Raw genomic sequence first — 20110 nt, forward strand, 5'->3', positions numbered from 1 at the left:
ATCAGGTAGAATGCGCCTCGAGTTGACTAGACAATCGCTGCCTAATTTATTTCGATATTATTAGGGGGAGGAAAGTCCGGGCTCCAATGAGCAGGGTGCCAGGTAACGCCTGGGCGGCGTAAGCCGACGACAAGTGCAGCAGAGAGAAGACCGCCGATGGTTATCTTTCGAGATTTCACAGGTAAGGCTGAAAGGGTGCGGTAAGAGCGCACCGGATTGCTGGTAACAGTAATTGCAAGGTAAACTCCACCCGGAGCAAGACCAAATAGGAATTCGTATGGCGTGGCTCGCGTTGAATTCGGGTAGGTTGCTTGAGCTATAGAGCGATTTATAGCCTAGACGAATGATTGTCACTTTTCTTCGGAAGAGATACAAAACCCGGCTTATGTGTTAGCTCATCAATTTTAGTAACCGCTTGAATTATCAAGCGGTTTACTAAAATCCTTTCATATCAAATCGTTACATTAAAAAAATTGGTACACGGATTGGTACACGGTTTTACTATTCAGCATCAAAATTTCATTTCAAAAAATTGACTCAGGTTTTTGTTTCTACTTTAATTTTTGCCTGATACGATCTATTCAAATTCTCAAAATTAAGCAGTAAAAATTGGTACACGGTGTGATACACGGTGACTAACTAACCTAATTTAATGAAAGCTGTTACTGGCAATAAGTACTTATACCTACGTAAACAGCGGTTCTATTTTCGAATAAAACTGCCAAAGCGGTTAGGCACTAGGGAAATCCGTATTGGACTACAAACTCAAAACCTGATTTCAGCAATCAAACGTGTTAATCAATTCAAGCCTTACATTCAACAGTTAAAACAACTTGTTATCATTTCAAAATCATTAGACACTAGTGACGTTAAGCCCATGCTAATGAAGATAAAGGACGCCATGCTAAAGCAACTTTCGGTAAGTGACATTGATGTTTTAATTGCAGAGCTTGAGCAAGGCTATTCTAATGGCGCACATGCTATTAAGGTTTTAGGCCAAACAAACCTGCTCAGTGACGATAATCACTTTAAAGAACAGCTTACGTATATTGCTCAAGCCCCTAGTAACGAAACGCGAACAAAGCGCCTGCAAGAAGTCATTGCTGGTTTATCAGAAGATGATAAATGGCCATTTATGGACGAGTTATCTTCAATGGTTAAAGTACTAGTTGGTTTATCTGATGATGTTGATGAAAGCGGTATTGATGAAATGGCAAGGCAGTTACTATTAAGTAAAGGCTATGAAGCGAATACCTCATCATTAGCATTTAAAATGTTAGTGAGTAAGTTAACCACATCAGTTAACGTGAAAAATGACTTACTACAGGCGGTTTTTGAAAGCGATACCACAACCGAGCGACAATTACAGCAACTCTTATCTTCCAATACTGCTAGTACGGTATTACCAAGCAAACCTGAAAAGCCTGTCTCAACGAAACCGTTATTCTCTAAAGTTTATACTGAGTTCTTAGACCATAAAATTAAGAAAGATAAACTTTCGGATAAAATGCAAAAGAGCTATGAGCGATTACATATTATCTGGCAAGCAATTGCTGAAGATAAACCTATTGATACCTATACACCACAAGATATAGGGCGTTTTATAGATAGGTGTTTTGAATTACCGCGAATGAATATTGCGCCATATAACAAAATGACTTGGGAACAACGATTGGAAGTTGATGTTCCAGATGAAGACTTACAATCACCTAAGTCGGTTGAGCAATATTATAAATGGATAATGAGTGTGTTTTCTTATGCGAAAAAAGACACCATCGCCTATATCACGAATTCTCCTTGCTCTATAAAGCGTAACTTTAAGGCGAGAACTCGTGGCATATTCAGTGATAATGAATTAATGCGGATGCTAAATGCAGCCGATAAAGAAAAAACGCTGTGGAAGAAGTGGATTATTCGCATTGGAATATACACAGGTGCAAGACGAGGTGAGTTGGTACAGCTTAGAAAAAGCGACGTTAAATATGATGAGAGTACTAAACGTTATTATCTACTTATTACTGATGAGCATGAAAGTCAAAACCTGAAAACTGTTAACTCTAAAAGAAAAATACCTGTGCATAATGCTTTAGTTGAAGCTGGTTTTATCGATTATGTTCAAAGTTGTAAAGATAGAGTTTTTGAAACATTAACTAATGTTGAAATAGTTACAGGCTGGATGCCTCGCCATATGGCAAGCTTAGAAATTCCACCGACGAATGAGCTAGATCATATTCGCTCATTTCATAGTATTCGTCATACGTTTATTACTAAATGTATGAGTGAGCCAGATGTGAATATTAATTTACTCCAACAAATTGTTGGTCACGAAATTAGTTCATTCGGTATTACCAGTAATTACACGCACAGAGTAACAGAGATTAAAAACCTGATACCGATTATTGATTCGTTTGAAATTTAAGTATTATTCTTATTAATATGTATACACGAGGGATACAAAATCCATTGTAGCAATGCGTGGCGGTTCGAGTCCGTCCTCCGGTACCATTATTAAAGCCTTATTCTTAATTGGATGGGGCTTTTTTTGCTTAAAATAAATAAAATCACTATTTCAGAATTAAATAGAACATAGGATTAAGTAAAGAAAATACATGGAGTTATTTCATTTTAAGTATAAAAGTGGCAGTATTAAATCATATTAATAAGAGCTACGAGAATAGTATGTCAGGTATTAAAAATGGATTTTATGCATATGCGGCAAACCCAAAATCTATTGGACAAACGATAGAGGTAGCGCTAAGTAAAATAAATAAAAGTAAAATATCAGTAAAGTCATGGACTGCAATGGATGTTGTGGGAAGTTTTATTGCTGAAGAAGTATTACAAAGTATTGATGAATCTGACTTTGTAGTGGCTGATATATCTGTTTTAAACTTTAATGTTACTTATGAAGCTGGGTATGCTATTGGGAAAGGTAAAAAGTTATTACTTACAAAAAATGCCAGTATTAAAGACCTGCACCCTTCAATAAGAGATGTTGGAATATTTGATACATTAGGGTATCAAATATATCAAAACTCAGATGAGTTGGCTGCTTTCTTCGAGTCGGTAGATGATTACAAAGTAATAAAAATACCGCAAAAAATTAATATTAAGTCACCAGTTTATTTACTTGAAGGACTATTTAAAACCGATTGGGCAACACGAATAGTTTCTAGAATAAAAAAAGCACGTTATCTATTTCGTTCATTTGATCCTAATGAACAGCCACGCCTTTCGGCAAATGATGCAATTTCTCAAGTATCTCAATCTCATGGTGTGGTCGTTCCATTGCTTGATTCAAGTGATGAAGGAGCAGAAATAAACAATATGAGAGGAGCTTTTTTAGCTGGTTTGTCACATGGCTTGGGAAAGGCCACTTGTATGTTGCAAAATGGTGAAGGTCCGGTTCCAATAGATTATAGAGACATTGTCAACGCAACTTATCACCCTAATGATATAAACGAGGTCATAGCAGATTTTGCAGGAAAAATTGCAGAAGCTTTTCAGCAGGATATTGTTAGCTTGCCTCAAGAAAAAGAGTCATTTCTTCAATCTCTAGAGTTAGGAGCTAGCTCTGCTGAAAATGAAATGAGAACCTTGCAAAATTATTACCTCAAAACGGATCAGTTCTTTAAATCGATCAGGGGTGAAGCAAATATAGTGGTAGGTCGAAAAGGCGCAGGTAAGTCTGCTATTTTTCTACAAGTTAGAGATAAAGAAAGAAATAAAAAAGACAATATTGTTTTAGATTTAAAGCCTGATGGCTATAAATTAATTAAGTTTAAAGAACTAATCCTTTCTTTTTTAGAAGAAGGTACGTTTCAACATACCATAATGGCATTTTGGGAATATGTTTTGTTATTGGAGATATGTTACAAGATTCTAGAGTCTGATAGAGAACAACATGTACATGATCATGACCTTTATGAGCCATACAGAAAGTTAGCAGAATTATATAATGCTGAAGGCTATGTCACAGAAGGCGACTTTTCCGAGCGAATGACTTCATTAATGGAAAAGATAACAACAGAGTATCGTTCGCAATATGGTGATGAAGTATCAGTAGGGTTACCGGTTTCAAAAATTACAGAAATGCTATATTCACATGACGTTAAGGAATTGAGCCAGCAGTTAATATCTTATATGAAAAGAAAGGATACTTGCTGGTTACTTTTCGATAATATAGACAAAGGTTGGCCTACATCTGGCTTACAGCACGAAGATTTATTAATTATTCGAGCATTGATAGATGCTACAAAAAAAATAGAAAGACAATTTAGTCGCTCTAATGTAAATGTTAATACAATCATCTTTTTGAGAAATGATGTTTATGAGCTTTTAGTTCGAGAAACCTCTGATAGAGGTAAAGAAGCGAAAGTTCTTCTTGATTGGACTGACTCAGATTTGCTCCGCGAACTGATTAGGTTAAGAATAGTATACAGTCACACTAACGGTGATGATTCGTTTGAAGGGTTATGGCGTAGGTTATGTGTTAGTCATTATAAAGGGGAAGAGTCGTCAGAGTATTTGATCAACAGATCACTTATGAGACCACGGTTTCTTTTAAACCTAATAAGCCAATGTAAGAGCTTCGCAATTAACCTCAATCACGAACGAATTCAAGAAGAGGATATCACTAAAGGCTTGGCTGCATATTCCACAGACTTGCTTACCGATATTAGTTATGAAATTTCGGATGTTGCCAATAACGCCGAAGATTTACTTTACGCGTTTATAGCTTCAAAAGCGAAAATATCGAAAGCTGAAATAAACAAAGTTTTATCTGATTTTGGAGTAAGTTCAGATCAAATTAATGACGTATTTGAGCTGCTTGTTTGGTATGGTTTTTTAGGCGTTCAGTTAAAAAGCGAAGTTCAATATATTTATAACTTCAATTACAGTATGAAACTGATGGAAGGCGTAATGAAAAAAAATAAAAGCTCAGTGTTTTTTATTAACCCTGCTTTCTGGCCTGCGCTTATGATTGAAACCTAGTTTTGAATAATTAGCTAGCATACCTATTATGTTAGCTAATCAATCATTTTTAAGTATGACCTTACATCTCATTTTTACCTCAGCTAGTACCTCATTTTGTAGTGGTAGAGTGATTTTGCTCTTCTTGTTCAGTAGCTTTTGTGTACCACTTTCTATCAACTTTAAAGGGGCATACAGAGATTGCTATTGTCATATTTAACAATGTGTAGTGTTTTATCTATTACATGTTTAGCAACTTGTTTAGCCATTTATTGAGTGTTTTAGATGTAAATAATATAGAAATCAAGTGTATGCTCAAGAATGTTGTTTTGCATATATTGTGCAAAGTGTGTTTTAGGCGGGTTTAATTTGTTGAAATATAAGCGTTTTAGTTTGGCTTGATACTTCAAAATCCGTTGCAGCAATGCGTGGCGGTTCGAGTCCGCCCACCGGTACCATTTGTCCCTTGAGCCCTTAAAGACCAAAGGGTTCATGGAGTTACTAGCATTAAGCAGGTGTTTAGGTTGACTATATAGGTTGACCAAATGAACTTAGTAACAAACCAACACGGGTCTTATACATTTCGTAAATCGATCAACAAATCCTCCCTTAGGGTATCCTTACAAACCAAAGATAAACTTGAAGCCTTGCGCATTGTAAGCAGGTTAAACTCGCTTATTGATTTGTCTAATTCGAACGCTCCTAAACAGGTTCGAAGAATCATATATGCTGTACTTAGAGAAATGCAACCAAACTTCCAACAGGAGCGTATTGGTCGAATACAAGGCACTTAACAGGGGGGACATGCTTGCGTATATACTTAGTAGCACAGATTCTTCCATTCGTATGCTTTTATTAGTGAATTGTAAACTTGTTGTAATGAGCAATGACTTGTACCAATAGGAGCAACTTTAGGAGTATCTATTGGTTTTATTGTTGGGGTAACTATTGGGCACGTTTGTGGCGGACATATTGGTACAATAACCAGAGGGTCATTACAAATTGCTTTAACAACTCCGTTTACACATATACAGTCACATGAAGCGGAGCTAGGTATCATTTCTTTAGATGAATTAGTCATTGGTTTTACAGACTTAATAGCATTATATCTTGTGGGAGGACTGTGGCTTTTCGATTGTAAATTATCCGAATAGTTACTTAATACATTGTTAGCTGTATTCAGATTACTGTCATCACCAAGAGTATCTGCTGCTAACGTAACCAATGCTGCCACTTTAATAAAATTAAACAGACTATTCATACCTTCGTTATGATCTTTAGTTAGTTCTCTCCAACGCTCTCTGCCTGCTTTAGGATCATGATTTTCAAACATAATATCGATAGAGTTTGAGTGCTTTAAATCGAGATTTATGTCATCAGGATTTTGAATAACTGGAGGAAGCTTTATACCCTGTGAAGCTAATATATTTATTGCCTGAGGATGCCCTAAAGAAGATGCTTTAATCAACCAATCAATACTATTTCCATATCTTGTGTCTGTTTCATCTCTAATCAAGGCAGCGAGGTTTATCATTGATGAGGAGTAACCGTTCGTTGCTGAACAAAGGTAAAACTCTTTTGCTATTCTCAGTTGAGTCCAATTTTGGGTTTCGCGTGGAGAAAATGAGGCTTTAAAAATGCAGTCTTTATTATTTTCGTTGCTTACAGCCCAAATAGGAGTACCGAATGACTCTATTTTGAAGCTATGGGTTGGAAATAGTCCATACTGAGCAAGCTTAGCATAACTATAGTACAGGTATTTCTTTCCTTTTTTTGAAGTAATACCCTCTCGAGCTCCTGTAGACGAGAATACCGCTGTGTCATAACTTGCATAATTAAAAAAAGTCTCAAAGTTTTGTGATGACGTAGGCATTATAGTTGAACAGCTACTAAGAATCAGAACTGCTATTGTGGAGTAGATTAATTGAATTGATTTCAATTTATTTAATTTTAACATTTCCATAATTCGCTAAGTTAATTTTTGTCGAAATATCCGTTTAAATTTGAGGGGCTAATGCTGATTACTAAAGACTTTCAAAGTAAATTCGTCTTGCATAATACAACTAATAAGTATCGAAATGGTCATCAAAGTCTATGTCATCATGTACGATAACTTCAAGAGCAGGGACGTAGACTTCTCCTTCTGTTATTGTCCTGAAGCAATTAACCATCATATCGCGTAGAGAGTTAACATATCGTTGTTGAACGATAAATCCGTCATGGATTGGGAGTACCACTATTCCACTCTCAGCCAACCTAATCATTAATAAACTAGCTTGGTACATCAATCTATTCGCAACGCCGACACTTTGAACCCAGTTCTTGGTTGAAAAGTAATAATCATATTCATCGCCAAAAACTTTGCTAGCCCATATTGCGTCCTCAACTTCTTGAAGCGCAATAATATCGGCATCTAGCTTTTTAGCGTATGTAGATAACTCTAGATAGTCTTTATCTACTCGCTTGTTATATTTATGTGAGCTTAACCAAGCCATATTCCATGAGGCAATCTTCAGTTGCTCGGCTAATATTTCAGAAGATAAAAGCGAAGTGAATACAAGAGCAAACGTTAGGTACTTTTTCATTTTAAATTGCCTTATTTATAATTAGGCTTATTCTTACATGGTGAATTGAGTTCATCAACAGCCGTTGCACTAATCTCTATTGGGGGTGAAGGGATAAAATAATACGAAATATCTTCTTGGGTCAAATCGACATCCTCCCCGAAGTAAGAACAGAGCAATTTATTTTGCATAGTACGTGAGGCCTCTAACCAAACATTGGTTTTATTAAGCCAAACTATAATGTTTGTTTGAGTTGGTAGTTCATCAATTTTATTAAATGGTTTCCAGTTCATTTTGTTAATTGGTGTAGGTTTAAAATGATAAGTGTATATGACTAGAGAAGTTAGAAGGCGTGACAATAAATATACAACATTAATACAATGTTTTAAGTTGGGGATTTAATTGTTAATTGGCTTTGTGACTCTCAATTAGAGTCACGTATTTTAAGGTTTAACGCTAATCTAAGGTAAACTTTATCTTAAACACTTTAGATTCCATCGCATAATAAACAAAGTTCGTTTCCCAAATTTGGAACATTTCTATTGCTTGCTCGATAGGGTATGAGCCAAACAGGTTTTTGAATACCCCAGCGCCGAAATCAAAGTCTAAATCTTTTGCAAGTTCAGCCATATAGCTACTGCCGACAAAACAATAGTCAGTAATATATAAGAAGCGCCACCCATCACCTTCATTTTCTAACCGTATTTCAACAGGGTGATAACCACCGTCATCAGCACTATAATTAGGATCACGAAAATTAATCGTCACAGCTTTTTCATTTTCGTACGGTGCTAATAAATCGGCAATATAAAGTGTAAACATTGGGCTCATTTGTACAGCTAAATTTTCGTGTTTAATTCGAATCATGTCATGTCCTTTGGTTTTAAATTGTGTAGAAGTAGAAAAGCCCTATTGATATGAGTAGGGCTTCATTAGGCAGAGTAGGGTTATTTCTTTTTAGAAAGGTTGGTGGTTACGTTCTCTAATAGCGTATCGAGTTCACCATTAGCAACGGCTTCTATTACTTTTTTTATAGTGGGAACAAGATCTGATTCATCGCCAACTTTGATGCTGAAATTTCCTTTAGATAATTCCAATGGCTTATTACCATAGCGAACTGAAAAATAGTAAATATTGTCAACTTTCAGCCACCATTTAGCCACGTTTTTCTGGACGGAAATTTTGTTCTTTAAGCCTGTTACTTCATCGAGCTTAAACTTTTCTTTCGTTGGTACGTAAGAGTTATTGTTGATTAATGCCTCAGCCATTTTTAACTGTACATCAAGGCGGTTGAGTAACTTCTGCCTTCTTGGGTTGCCTGCATTTTTGTTTATGGCAGGGGTTAACGTGAGTGATTTTAAAATACTCATGGTGTTTTCCTTTTAAGGTTTAGGTTGTGGTTTAAGCATTGCTTTGGAATTAAAGATGCTTCGGTTAAAAATTTGGTTGCTTAATTTACAAAGCCGATAGCTTTGCTTGGTAATTTACGATTGTTTTCTTGGTTTAAAATGTCGAGGTTTTTACTGTCACTTAACGGCTTATTACTCATACGGTTTCTTCTAGAAACTATTGCAAAGTCTCCAGGCGATAAGCAGGTTAACTTGGCTAACTTTTCTTTAATGGTGGTAGAAAAACTACCAAAGTTTTCTTCGTATAATGTGAGTACTTGCTTCGTTGTTAAGTATTCAAAATTCAGTTTGAAATCAAAACGACGTAGGAGTGCACCATCGAGATTTTTAGCGTAGTTTGTTGCCGCGAACACAGTTTGTTCAGTTCGGTCTAATTCAACGAGGATTTGATTTACAAGCTGTCTCTCATGTTGCTGTGAGACAATATCGCGAGATGTTAAAACGCTATCGACTTCATCTAAGAAAATAATCGCATCACTGTCATGTGCTTGCTTAAAAAGTTTGGCAATATTCTGCTCAGCTTCACCGACATACTTTGAAAGTACATCACTCGGTTTAATGGTGATTAACTCTTGCTCTAGTGTTTCGGCAATATGATGAACCAAGGCACTTTTACCTGTACCAGCAGCACCAAGTAATAAACACCTCGCGCCTGTGAAGTTATTTACCGTATCAATCACATGTTCAATTTTGGTATGTGAGCCGCTTAAGTTAATAAAGCGTGAGTCAAAATCCATTTCTGGTTTGTAGCTAGTTACCGAAGTCTGTAAACCACAAGCCGATAAACACTGGTCAATATGATGATTAATACATTCTTCAGCTTTTTTTCCTGTTAGGTGTAACGCTCTAGCAATGCTGCTGGCGTTAACCACATGCGCTGGTGCTAAATCAGGCATGTCGGCGAGTGAATTCTTGTACTCACTTGATAGTCTAAGTCCAGTGAGTGGTTTCGATAATATTTCAGCCTTGATATTTTGGGGCGGAACACCAACTGACAGCACGTAGCTAAATCTGCGAATGACGCTTTCTGGAATTAAATCTACGTGATTAGTGATCCAAAAGGTTGGTAACTCGTTGCAGTGTAGCACACTGTGAAGTCGGTCCTTACTAACCCTTTGGTTCGTATAGCTTTCGGCAAATATATCCTCCGCTTCATCAATTAATAAACAGCTAAACTTATCGGGCTTGAATAGCTTTTGCATTAACCGGAAGTGCTGTAACCGAAGGTGGGCGATATTACTGTCGGTATTGATTTCATCTATATTTCTATACAGGTTTTCTCCCGCGGCTTTAACGGCAATCAAGCTCGCTTTTGCATATCGACTTAATACTTGTGATAGAGATGTTTTGCCTGTGCCAACACTTCCGTATAAAAGAATATTTACACCAACCGTTTTATGACTTATCGCATGCTTTAAGTATTTGCTGATATAGCTCAGTTCAAGGTGTGGATAATCGTTTAAGGTCAAAGAAGTTGTTGGTATTTGATAATAAAGACCATCAAGTAAATCATTATATGACGTGGCTTTTTCCTTCATTAAATTGTTCGCTAACGCATAGGGCATTAACAACAACCCGAAAATAGATTTATCTCCTTGTTCAAAAAGCGAAGTATTTGATATCAATTGCACTGCGCACGTTAGCTCGTCTACAGTTAATGCTAACGTTTCGGCAATGACAATATCGACATCACTTACCCAGTGGCGAAGGTGCTCTTCGAAAAATGCATAAAGGCCTTCATTTATAGTTGTAACAGCACAAAGCTTTAATACCTGCTTACATGTTTCAGGCAATTCAAGCTTCTCGGTTAAAATTTGTAGATTATGGTCAAATGAAACAGTCAAAGACTCATCTATGTTGACCATCGATAATGCTGTTTTAAATGCGGATAGCTTTTTTTGAGGGCAATTGCCATACAGCTTTTTAAAACGTTTACCCGTAATGCGACTGATGATATCTCTGGGTAGTTCTTGTATGAATTCTGCGTCAAAGACTTCAACATCAAACACCTTTTTTGTAATCGTTGATGCAATGTAGCGAGCATTAGATTCGACTGTTTTCATGGACTTCCTTCATATCTGCTTTGGTACCAAGTTAACAGGCTAAATATCGGTTGAAAATGGCGCTTTCTGACAATGTTATTACGGTTGATTTACGCTTGTGATTCGTAATTTTTAACTAGAAAACATTCAGTTATTAGGAAGATGTAATGACCATTAAAAACACACACACTACTAAAACTATTGATACCTCCAATCTTGGGTTTCAATTAGCACAACCGATAAAAAAAGTATTTGAAGACGAAACTGACGCTGAAAATGATTCGTTAATTCAGATATTCATTCCACCTATCATTAAGCCTAAAGCGTTCATGTCTTTTGTTACGGTAGAAAGGAAAGCAAAGGTATGGCAACTAGTTGCACTCGAAGTCTATGAAGTGTTGAGCGATAGAAAAACGGTAGGAGAACTAGGTTATTTAAGATTCGCGAACTCTGATTGGGATGAATTAAAATCAGGGCTTTCTAGAAATAGGCTTATTCAAATGTGGCAAACCGACTTTGTTAATCAATTAGAAAGGCACGGAGGGGTAATGCCAAACTCAAATTTCACACGTGAACACATAGCGTTAATCAGTCAGGCAAATACTTTTTATGCGCAATTGGTAGAGAAGCAACTTCCTAAGTTAGTTTAAAAGGACTAATTAAGCGTTTTTCTCTAAAGAAGTCAGAGGCCATGAAATAGCTATTTTTGTGCCTTTATCGGGAAATGTTACTATTTTTATTTTACCTCCTAACGCATAAACTCTATCCTCTATCCCTGTTAAGCCAAAGCCTCCCTTTGAGTCAGTATGGGGTGAGGACTCATTAACCTCAAACCCTTTTCCGTCATCAATTAAGGTTAGGTCTACAGAGTGAGCGTTTTGTTGGCATTTGATAATAAAAATACTCGCATTGGCATAACGAATAGTATTTGTTATGGCTTCTTGAGTGATCCTGAAGATTGCTACAGTTAAGTTATCGTCTAGCTGATTGATGTCTTTATTAATTGTGGCTTGATATTCAACTTCTGATTTTTCCAATCGATCTTTAAAATAGTTGCCAGTTAAACATTCATATAAGCCAATATCGTCTAATACTCTCGGCCTTAACCAGTTTAATACCGAATACACTGAATCATAAATATGATCTGATACCGAGTCTAATTGCTTAGTAGAAAGCTCAATATTTTGTTTGGCGAGTCTTTTTTCCAATACTTTTAGTTCAACTTTTAACGCACTGATATTTTGACCGACTTCATCATGTAGCTCCTGCGATAGATAGTGACGCTCTTTTTCTTGAACAGAAACTAACTGCTTTGCAAGATTTTGCACCTTGAATGTTAAGCTTGTTAACTCTTTATTAGATGAAGAAAGATTTTCATTAGATTGTATAAGTTCTCTCTGTGCTGTTTGTTGTTCTTCATATAGTGCGCCTAGTAATAATGCCGTTAGTGCGTAACTAATGACATATATTTGGCTCTCTACCAATATTTTGGTTTCGTTGAGTCCAAAGAGGTGAATAAACAGTAAACAATTAAAAGCAAGTGCGCATGCTGTTATGCCAAACCAGCCAAATTTAACCAAAAAGTAAACGAGTGGAATGATAGCCAGAATACGCATCAGATAAAGTGTATCGGGTTGCAGACTGAATAATAATAAGGTCGTTATTATTAGCAATGATAATTGAATTGCGCCGTTTTTTAATTTCGGAATATTTATTCGGTGTCTATATTGCCAAGTACGGAAAACCAAAAATATGGCTAACATCATTGTAGTAATGCCAACGAAGCCACCAAGAAAGTGCCCTAAAATCATCTCAAATTTACGTTCATCAGGAATGTCTTGGTATGAATTTGATGTGAAAGCAATATGAATTGACGTGTATACACGATAAAGCGAACATACGATCAAAGCATAAATGAAACCTCTTAGCTGAGTGAAATGTAAGCTGGTTACTTTATATTTTAATACGGCAATAGGAATTAGGGCCCAATATTGTCTATAGGTAATATCGAGTAGCCTTATGGCTCGCTCCAATACCCAATAAAAATAGTTACCGTTAAAGTTTTTAAGCCATTCAGTTTGCCAAAAAATAGCTTGATAAATTCCTGCTCCCCACTCGTTAGCTAAAAATAAAGCTGGCCAGTAGCGAAACGGTAACAACAAAAACATTACAGACCGTAAACCAACAGGAAAGAACCAACTTACCCAGCCTTCATACAATGAAAAATGAATTGAAAATCGATATAAGACAATTTCTAAAAAAGCGAAAACGACGATAATGAGTAAACTTTTCAGCAACCAGTTTTGCCAACCAAAAGATACTAGTTTTTGTGAAAGTTGAGGGGTAGCTAAACTGAACAAAGCGAAATGTCCGTACTGGTAAGTAACCCGAACTCTAAAGCCTTTTGCAGCAAATCGAATTGGTTATTAACGTCGAATTTGTTATACAGGTTGTAGCGATGCGCAAGAATTGTTTTGTGTGTTACATCTAATTCACTTGCTACTTGCTTAGGAGATAAGTTTTTGGCAAGCACTTTTAAAACGTTTAATTCTCTGTTTGTTAGTGGCTTCTTTAATGTTAGTTTATTACAAGCTTTTAACTTTTTGAGAATTTCTGTGGGGTAATATTCATCGCCATTGATAATTGTATTAATTGCATCAATAAGCTCGTTTGGCGCTGACTTTTTAGAAAGATATGCAAGTACACCATACTGTTTTGCTTCTTTAATATAGTGGGGGTTGGCATACATACTTACGATAAGTTTTTTAATGCTTGGTAATTTTTCATCTAAGTATTTTGCGAGTTCAATACCATTGTTGCCGGGCATGGAAATATCAATAACAGCGACATCGATAGAATCGTCTATTAGACTAATGGCTTCTTCATACGAACTACATATACAAGCAACACTTAGTTCATCTTCAAGTTCAATTAAGTGAGAGAAACCTGCACTTACTAACTTATGATCGTCAATTATTGCTATTCTTGTCATTTGTTATTCTTTTTTGATTTCGAGAATTCAATCCGTCTAAGTAAAATGCTTAGAAAATATTTTCTAAGCATTGTAACTGATTCGGAAAATAAGACTTAAGATTCTTTCTAAGAATTTTTCTTACTGCCAGAGTTAGAACAAAAAGTAATATTGGTAACGTCGTTTTTGTACCTAAAATTTACCTTATTGATGTTAAATTAATTCCGTCTCGTAAATAACTAGGATGCAGTGATTCAACGATAAAATGTGGTATGAATCCTTTTGCACTTGAAACAACAACTTTACTATCAACCCCAACTATTCTGGCATTTATAATCACCCCTCTAGTATTGTAAGTGAGGGTACCACTAAGCACGTAGTCTAATTCAGGAAATTGGCCTAGCTCTTTCCCGTCTCGACTAAAACTAAAGTCACCAGAAGGTGTAACAACCACTTTGCCCATGTGATTAACATCAACGACAGATAAGCCAAACTCTTGCATCTCATTCATGAAGCTTTCAGCAAGCTGGTTACCTAAAATATTTGTTGTTTGTAAGTTGTTATCCAGCTCTACAAAAGAGGTGATTGCAATTGGTGTTTTATCAGACACATATTTCATGTTTTCTATTAGTTTCATTGCCAGTACTTCCGTATAGTCACTTAATAACTTATGGGTAGTTCTCGGGCGGTATACGGTTGATGATAGCTGCCAATCCATCAACTGGTTATGCATCGACTTTTCGTTATGCTGCTTTCCCTGATGAGCCCAGTGTCTATCGTGATGATGATAAGCACAACCAGTTAACGAGATAAGTGCAATACAAAGGGGTATTAAAATTTTTGTCGACATGATAATTCCTAATGTAAAAATGTTTGTGTATTAGTTATCGTCAGAAATGGGAATAACTTTATTTTTATTTTATTTTTCAATGGTTTGTATTTTTATTTGGGTGCTGCTGATTCTCAGAATAGATCTGCATTAACTAACAGTTAAACAATGAAACTCTATTTAAGTTCTATTAATTGCCCCTTAGGTGCTTTAGGTGGAACGGAAGATAAAAACAGTTCTATCACTCTCTTTGGAATGACCTGTTGAGCTGCTGCAACGATAACGTTTGTTTTAACACCGACTAATTTTGCGTTTACTTGAACACCATCATGTCGTTTTGCAAGCGTACCAACTAGGATGTAATCAATAGGCTGCTTTTGTTTTAGCTCTGTAAAGTCTCGGGAAACAGCGAAATCACCTTGTTCAGTTACACGAATAAAGCCTGTAGCCTTGAATGCTACAATTGGCTGTCCGACTTTATGAAATTCATAGGTAAAGCTCTCTTGAATTTGTTTTGCAAATAACGGCGACTTTTTGAAATCACCATCCACATACACAAAGCTTGAGGTTGCAATGACTGAATTAGGTTTAACATGTTCGATATTGCTCAACAGCTCATTCGTCATTTGCTTTATGTAGAACGACAAATCTTTGATTTTATGAAAGCGCTCAATTAGCGCAGCTTGGTTAACTTTTGAAATTTCTTGTTTAGATCTTGTGAAGTCCTGCTCGCTTTCATCTATAGTTGAGCAAGAAAGTACTAGTAATGATAAAAGTAAATAAATACATTGTTTCATAAATAAAAACTCAACCTTAATTACTAGAACGATAAATTAATCCATTATTCATCATCACTTGATTTCTTGGCCAAAACACATCGCTTGGTACGAGCTTAGTCGTTGCAGAAACAACCTCATTGTTACTTAAGTCAACCATTCTCAAGTTTATAATGGCGCCATTGTCTTGATACTTCATAGTGCCTGTTAAAAAGTAATTAAATTCTTGAGAGTTCGATAACTCTGTTAACTGTCTACTCAACATTTGGTCGTAGTTTTCTTTTAAAAGTAACTGGTTAGTACGCCTAAACTCTACAACACGATAGTCACGACGAAGAAATGATGTCATTAGACTTTCTTGAACTTGAAGGCCTAAAAAATTTAAATGATGTGTTTTATCTTGCGCTAAATGGAAACTATCAATCATATTGACTGAACCAACAGCAATTCGACCCAGCTTAATAGCACCATTACCATTAACAATAAGTGCATCAGTCATTCCATCTACATAGTTCTGAATAAATAAAGCACGTTCGTGCTGATAAGGTGAAGTCACAAAAAGTTTACTCTCTTGTTGAGCTGTAGGAGCTCTATGGATAGTAGTACAGCTAAAACACAGAGTGCATAGGACAGTTATGCTCGTTAACGTTTTGTATATGTTCATCAATTTTTTGGAAGCCACTAGACAAAGTTTATAACCCATTATCGACGTCATAACCTCTTACTCAATAAGAATAATTCTTAGGGCTACGCTCTAACACATAATACGATATAATCAGCACGCAAAAATTAGAGTCAAGTCAAAGGACATTCAGGTATAAAGAACTTAGCAGGGTCGCTCAGGAAAATAGGGCTACTGTGGTTCCTGTGGATACTCAAAATACAATTGCTAGTTGGCAATGTATTTCATGTAACCATTATTATCAGGGAAGTTCGGTTGGTTTAAATCCTTGTCCTAAATGTGCTTCACATTTTTATCGTAAGCAAGTGGAATGAACACAACATTCAAGCGTACCTATCAATAATAAGCTCACTCAACTTCTTCAGCATATATTTCTGTAATAATTGCAGTTCTTCATGTGCAATGTTTAATTCATTGGATTGTATAAGTTCATAAACTTTATTCTGTTGTTTTGGCTTTTCGCCTAGCAGGATATTTAGCCAATAAGTAAAACCATATCGTTCAATACTATTGCGTTGTTCAGGTGTTAGCTGTCTCAAAATGCTAGGAGAGTACATTGTTGTCTGATCTAGAAAGTATGGACAGTCCTGTAACTTTGACAATGATAATGCTTTAAAGTCGCGCAACTTGATACGTCTTTCATACCGAGCTATCGGAACATATGAATTTTTGAAAACGGGCAATGTAATATCAGGGTTACCCAGTCCTAGTAATTTGAACACTTTGTCATAAAGTAACGATTTACTACGTTCAGGATTGCCAATTTCCTGTGTTTGAACTCGAAGAGAAAGATCATCTTCTTTGGGGTAGTAATCGAAAAACAGGACTTTTTCTTTATCAGCTAAGATATCTTTAACGTGCACCCCAATAATATCAGCTGCCACATCTACTCTAGTAACGTTTGCTGAGCGCATTAACTTTCGGTAATTAAATAGCTTGCAACTCTTTAACCAATCAAAGAATGTAATCAGTTCATCTCGATTAAAGCGAGCGGGATTAAAAGATATCTTTAATCGACGATGATCAGGGCGTTGCTTTCTAACTTTGTCAGATAGCCCCCAGAAAACATAAATGTGTTTATCTTTTCCAAATGAAAACTTTGAATAAAAAGTAAAAAACTCTGGTGAATCAGGTAGGTCTTCGCGTACTAATCGACATTTTTTAGTTTGCTTAAAGTCTTTGTGATTAAAGTTCAAAAAAGCTTTATGTAGCTTTTGTAGCTGCTTTTCATTTACATCAATGGTGAAAGCTAACGCATCGCAAAATGGCAAAAATCCTGTATGAACAGGGTTTTCTAATACAGCTTGTAGATAATCTTCAAGAAACCTTAGTTCCTCGTTGGATAGGCTTTCATCATAACTTTGCAATCTGAACCAAGATTCCATGATTGAATAGAAGCATCTAGGTTTTTCAAATTGGTACTGGAGTCGTTTTACTTCTGGAATAGTAAGCAGTTTAGAAGTAGTGGTTAAATACTTATATACCGATTCTAGGTAGGTTGGTTTACTAGTAATGGTTCTCACACTGGGGTCTGCATGAGTAGTTGTATTATTGTTTTTTTTCTGATGCTGGGAGATACTGTTAGATGATGAACTGATTTTTGTCATGGTTAATGCCTCATGAAAGTCACACACTTTACATACATGATGAGTGTGTAAAGTGTGTGAATATTTAAAACTACTTAGTTAAATAAAGTGGATTGATTAACCAACGCTCTGAATTAGCTTTGGTAGCCTTACCTTTTTTAAGGACTCTCATTTCAACTAGGAAATTGAGAGCGTCTTGGATCGCTTTTGTATCGCGACCTAAGCCAGACCAATCAAAACGTTTAATATCAGCAGTTGTGAAGTGACCGTCATCAAATCGAGCTAAAGAAGATAAAATCTTTTCGGCATTTTTATGAGTAATATTGGTTTCACTACTAAGGATAAAGTTTGCGTGTGATTTTAAGTAATTGACAAAATTAATTGCTTGAGAAACATATTTACTTCTCACTGTTTTTATCGCTAGCTGTTTGTTGGCATCAAATATACTTGCTAGGTTAAATAGTGTTGCCAGCTTAGCGACTAACGCAGGGTATTTATTGTAATGGCTCGCAATTACTTCATTACCGTTGCCAGATAAGAGCTTTTGAATACTTAGTTCATTATCAATACTGAACTGATCAAACAGGGATTGAGCATTACTACTAAACTGAACACGTTTTTCTGTTAATTTGGTATCTTTAGCAAAACCTAGGTTTGATTTGTCTAAGGTATTTACAAAGTTTCTAAATTCTACCTCTAAAGCAGGGTCAATATCATGAGTTTGGCTTTCAATCGTAGCGATTGGTTGAGGACAAACAAGTAGTTGAAAGCGATTAAAAAAACCATCATTTTGGTCAGTGCCGCTTATGGCCTTGGCGATCATAGGTCGTATTTTATCCGGCTGTGTGGAGCCGATAATAGAAATGGTTCGATCAGAACAATCCCTTTGCTCTTCTGTTTTTAGGGCTTTGTCGTATACACCAAAAGACTCAAATAGTGCTAAGAAAAAACCTCGAAGGCTTTCGTTTTCTTTTCTGCTAAGTTTTTCAAATAATTGAAATAATTCATCTAATTGAAGTAGTAATCCATTAGGATTTTGGATCATTTTTTCAACAAATGCCGCAGGAGTAAAATCAGCTAAGGTATACAGCTTTTGCGGACACTTTTGTTTTGTATCTTGTAACCCTTTTAAGAGCTCTTCAACGTCATAGTTAATTTGCATCTTTTCAGGATCGTCTTCGCTTAACCCTATTATTTCTTTTAAAAGTTTTTCTGCTTCACGTTCTATTGTTTTGTTAGTTAAAGCGTTTTTCTTTTGTAATCGTTCAAATGACTTTTTTTCATGGAAATATTTGTCGTTAGCCTGTTCTTGCAAAGGTTTTAAAAAATCAATCAGATATCGTAATGGTGGAGATTTTTTACTACCAGAAAGCATGATAACTACTCCCCATAAATTAATAGCTAGTAGGAAGTTTCTTGCGTTGTTTGGTTGGATATGAATTTTGTGATGGATTAATGAAGCCAGCATCACCAGCATTGGTATAACAACATTATCCAATGGACATGCAATCGATTTTGCAACTGATTTTGCAAAAGTTAAAAGAAACTTTGGTAGGCAATTATCATTAATTTGGGTTCGACAATCAGGTTGATCGTTAAGGGATAAAGGAGTTAGCCAAATATCTAAACTCATTCGTTCCACAAAGTATTTAGCGTCATAGCCAGCGCCCATGCTGAAAACTGTTTTTACGGTGTAAGATTTACCTTTTGCCCAATACTTTGTTTGTGCTATTGGGATATACGTGGCAGAAATATTGTTTAATTTCCAGTTATTAAGTCTTTCTCCTGTTGCTTTTGCTATCTTATCTCCATCTAATGTATTGCAATTTTCGATGGCGTAGATGATATGAAACCGTTTCGGTGTTAAATGCGTTATTAGGAAAGGCTTAAGAGGAGTATCATCAATAAATTCTTCAACTTTTCTTATATTTGCAACCATGGTCATAGCAAAAACATATACGTTATGATTTGCATTCGACTCAGCATCTACCTTGTATGTTAGATTATAGCCTGAAGCATTAACTTTCTTAGCCTTTAATCCAGAATCTCGTTTCCATTCAATTTTTTTTCGCTTCGAATCACTCTTGTAATATACGAATTGTTGATTGATCTGAATTAGCGAATTACCTGCTCTGTCTACAGGGATAAGTGAGTTCATAGCTGTTACCTCTTGTTAAATGAACATAAAAACAAAATCATTTGATTTGAGGTCATTCTAAGTAGGATAGAAGTTTACTAATAGCGGCAATGATAGGATGTATGAACCAACAAAAAATA

Annotated in this window: 15 protein-coding genes and 1 other RNA gene; 4 read left to right on the forward strand and 12 right to left on the reverse strand. The window is 36.0% G+C overall.

The features are described 5' to 3' along the window. The first annotated feature begins 18 nt into the window (after positions 1 to 18). The 3 genes from rnpB to ABXH06_RS03280 all read left to right on the forward strand — a co-directional run bounded on the left by rnpB (position 19) and on the right by ABXH06_RS03280 (position 4995). Positions 19 to 402, forward strand: an RNA gene (rnpB, locus tag ABXH06_RS03270) — RNase P RNA component class A. 250 nt (positions 403 to 652) lie between these two features. Next, positions 653 to 2419 carry a DUF3258 domain-containing protein gene (locus ABXH06_RS03275; protein ID WP_353517281.1) on the forward strand — a complete coding sequence of 589 codons (1767 nt, stop codon included), beginning with the start codon at positions 653 to 655 and terminating at the stop codon, positions 2417 to 2419. Between the two features lie 260 nt (positions 2420 to 2679). Further along, the gene (locus ABXH06_RS03280; RefSeq protein WP_353517282.1) at positions 2680 to 4995 is read left to right on the forward strand and encodes a P-loop ATPase, Sll1717 family; all 2316 of its coding nucleotides are present in this window, start codon (positions 2680 to 2682) and stop codon (positions 4993 to 4995) included. 799 nt (positions 4996 to 5794) lie between these two features. Here the strand turns inward: ABXH06_RS03280 and ABXH06_RS03285 are convergent. The 5 genes from ABXH06_RS03285 to ABXH06_RS03305 all read right to left on the reverse strand — a co-directional run bounded on the left by ABXH06_RS03285 (position 5795) and on the right by ABXH06_RS03305 (position 11010). Continuing rightward, a complete protein-coding gene (locus ABXH06_RS03285) occupies positions 5795 to 6931 on the reverse strand; it encodes an SEL1-like repeat protein (RefSeq protein WP_353517283.1) in 1137 nt (378 codons plus the stop codon). A gap of 106 nt (positions 6932 to 7037) precedes the next feature. Beyond that, positions 7038 to 7559, reverse strand: a complete 522-nt coding sequence (locus tag ABXH06_RS03290) for an exonuclease/endonuclease/phosphatase family protein (protein WP_353517284.1) — start codon at positions 7557 to 7559, stop codon at positions 7038 to 7040. Positions 7560 to 7994: 435 nt separating this feature from the next. Next, on the reverse strand, positions 7995 to 8405 hold the full coding sequence (locus tag ABXH06_RS03295) for a DUF2787 family protein (RefSeq protein WP_353517285.1): 411 nt from the start codon (positions 8403 to 8405) through the stop codon (positions 7995 to 7997). A gap of 80 nt (positions 8406 to 8485) precedes the next feature. Further along, positions 8486 to 8908 (reverse strand): DUF6641 family protein, encoded by a 423-nt coding sequence (locus tag ABXH06_RS03300; protein ID WP_353517286.1) that lies wholly within the window; start codon positions 8906 to 8908, stop codon positions 8486 to 8488. A gap of 80 nt (positions 8909 to 8988) precedes the next feature. Beyond that, entirely contained in the window at positions 8989 to 11010 is a 2022-nt protein-coding gene (locus tag ABXH06_RS03305) for an AAA family ATPase (protein ID WP_353517287.1), read from the reverse strand. A gap of 146 nt (positions 11011 to 11156) precedes the next feature. Between ABXH06_RS03305 and ABXH06_RS03310 the strand changes: the two genes are divergently transcribed. Next, positions 11157 to 11639 carry a hypothetical protein gene (locus ABXH06_RS03310; RefSeq protein WP_353517288.1) on the forward strand — a complete coding sequence of 161 codons (483 nt, stop codon included), beginning with the start codon at positions 11157 to 11159 and terminating at the stop codon, positions 11637 to 11639. 9 nt (positions 11640 to 11648) lie between these two features. Here the strand turns inward: ABXH06_RS03310 and ABXH06_RS03315 are convergent, their stop codons facing one another. The 7 genes from ABXH06_RS03315 to ABXH06_RS03345 form a co-directional block, all read right to left on the reverse strand. Then, positions 11649 to 13349 carry a histidine kinase gene (locus ABXH06_RS03315; RefSeq protein ID WP_353517289.1) on the reverse strand — a complete coding sequence of 567 codons (1701 nt, stop codon included), beginning with the start codon at positions 13347 to 13349 and terminating at the stop codon, positions 11649 to 11651. Beyond that, positions 13337 to 13981, reverse strand: coding sequence for a response regulator (locus tag ABXH06_RS03320; RefSeq protein ID WP_353517290.1), 645 nt, complete (start codon positions 13979 to 13981; stop codon positions 13337 to 13339). The genes ABXH06_RS03315 and ABXH06_RS03320 overlap by 13 nt, the downstream gene beginning before the upstream one ends. Before the next feature lie 178 nt (positions 13982 to 14159). After that, positions 14160 to 14810, reverse strand: a complete 651-nt coding sequence (locus ABXH06_RS03325; RefSeq protein ID WP_353517291.1) for a FlgO family outer membrane protein — start codon at positions 14808 to 14810, stop codon at positions 14160 to 14162. A 155-nt stretch (positions 14811 to 14965) separates the two neighbouring features. Beyond that, a complete protein-coding gene (locus ABXH06_RS03330; RefSeq protein ID WP_353517292.1) occupies positions 14966 to 15586 on the reverse strand; it encodes a FlgO family outer membrane protein in 621 nt (206 codons plus the stop codon). Positions 15587 to 15602: 16 nt separating this feature from the next. Continuing rightward, positions 15603 to 16121: a FlgO family outer membrane protein gene (locus ABXH06_RS03335; RefSeq protein ID WP_353517293.1), complete on the reverse strand. Its 519-nt coding sequence runs from the start codon at positions 16119 to 16121 to the stop codon at positions 15603 to 15605. Positions 16122 to 16570: 449 nt separating this feature from the next. Then, entirely contained in the window at positions 16571 to 17854 is a 1284-nt protein-coding gene (locus ABXH06_RS03340) for a hypothetical protein (RefSeq protein ID WP_353517294.1), read from the reverse strand. Positions 17855 to 17924: 70 nt separating this feature from the next. Next, the gene (locus ABXH06_RS03345; RefSeq protein WP_353517295.1) at positions 17925 to 19991 is read right to left on the reverse strand and encodes a DUF3987 domain-containing protein; all 2067 of its coding nucleotides are present in this window, start codon (positions 19989 to 19991) and stop codon (positions 17925 to 17927) included. Positions 19992 to 20110: the final 119 nt, after the last annotated feature.

It is taken from the genome of Thalassotalea sp. SU-HH00458 (assembly GCF_040362795.1).
In the GTDB taxonomy this organism is placed as follows: Bacteria; Pseudomonadota; Gammaproteobacteria; order Enterobacterales; family Alteromonadaceae; genus Thalassotalea_H; species Thalassotalea_H castellviae.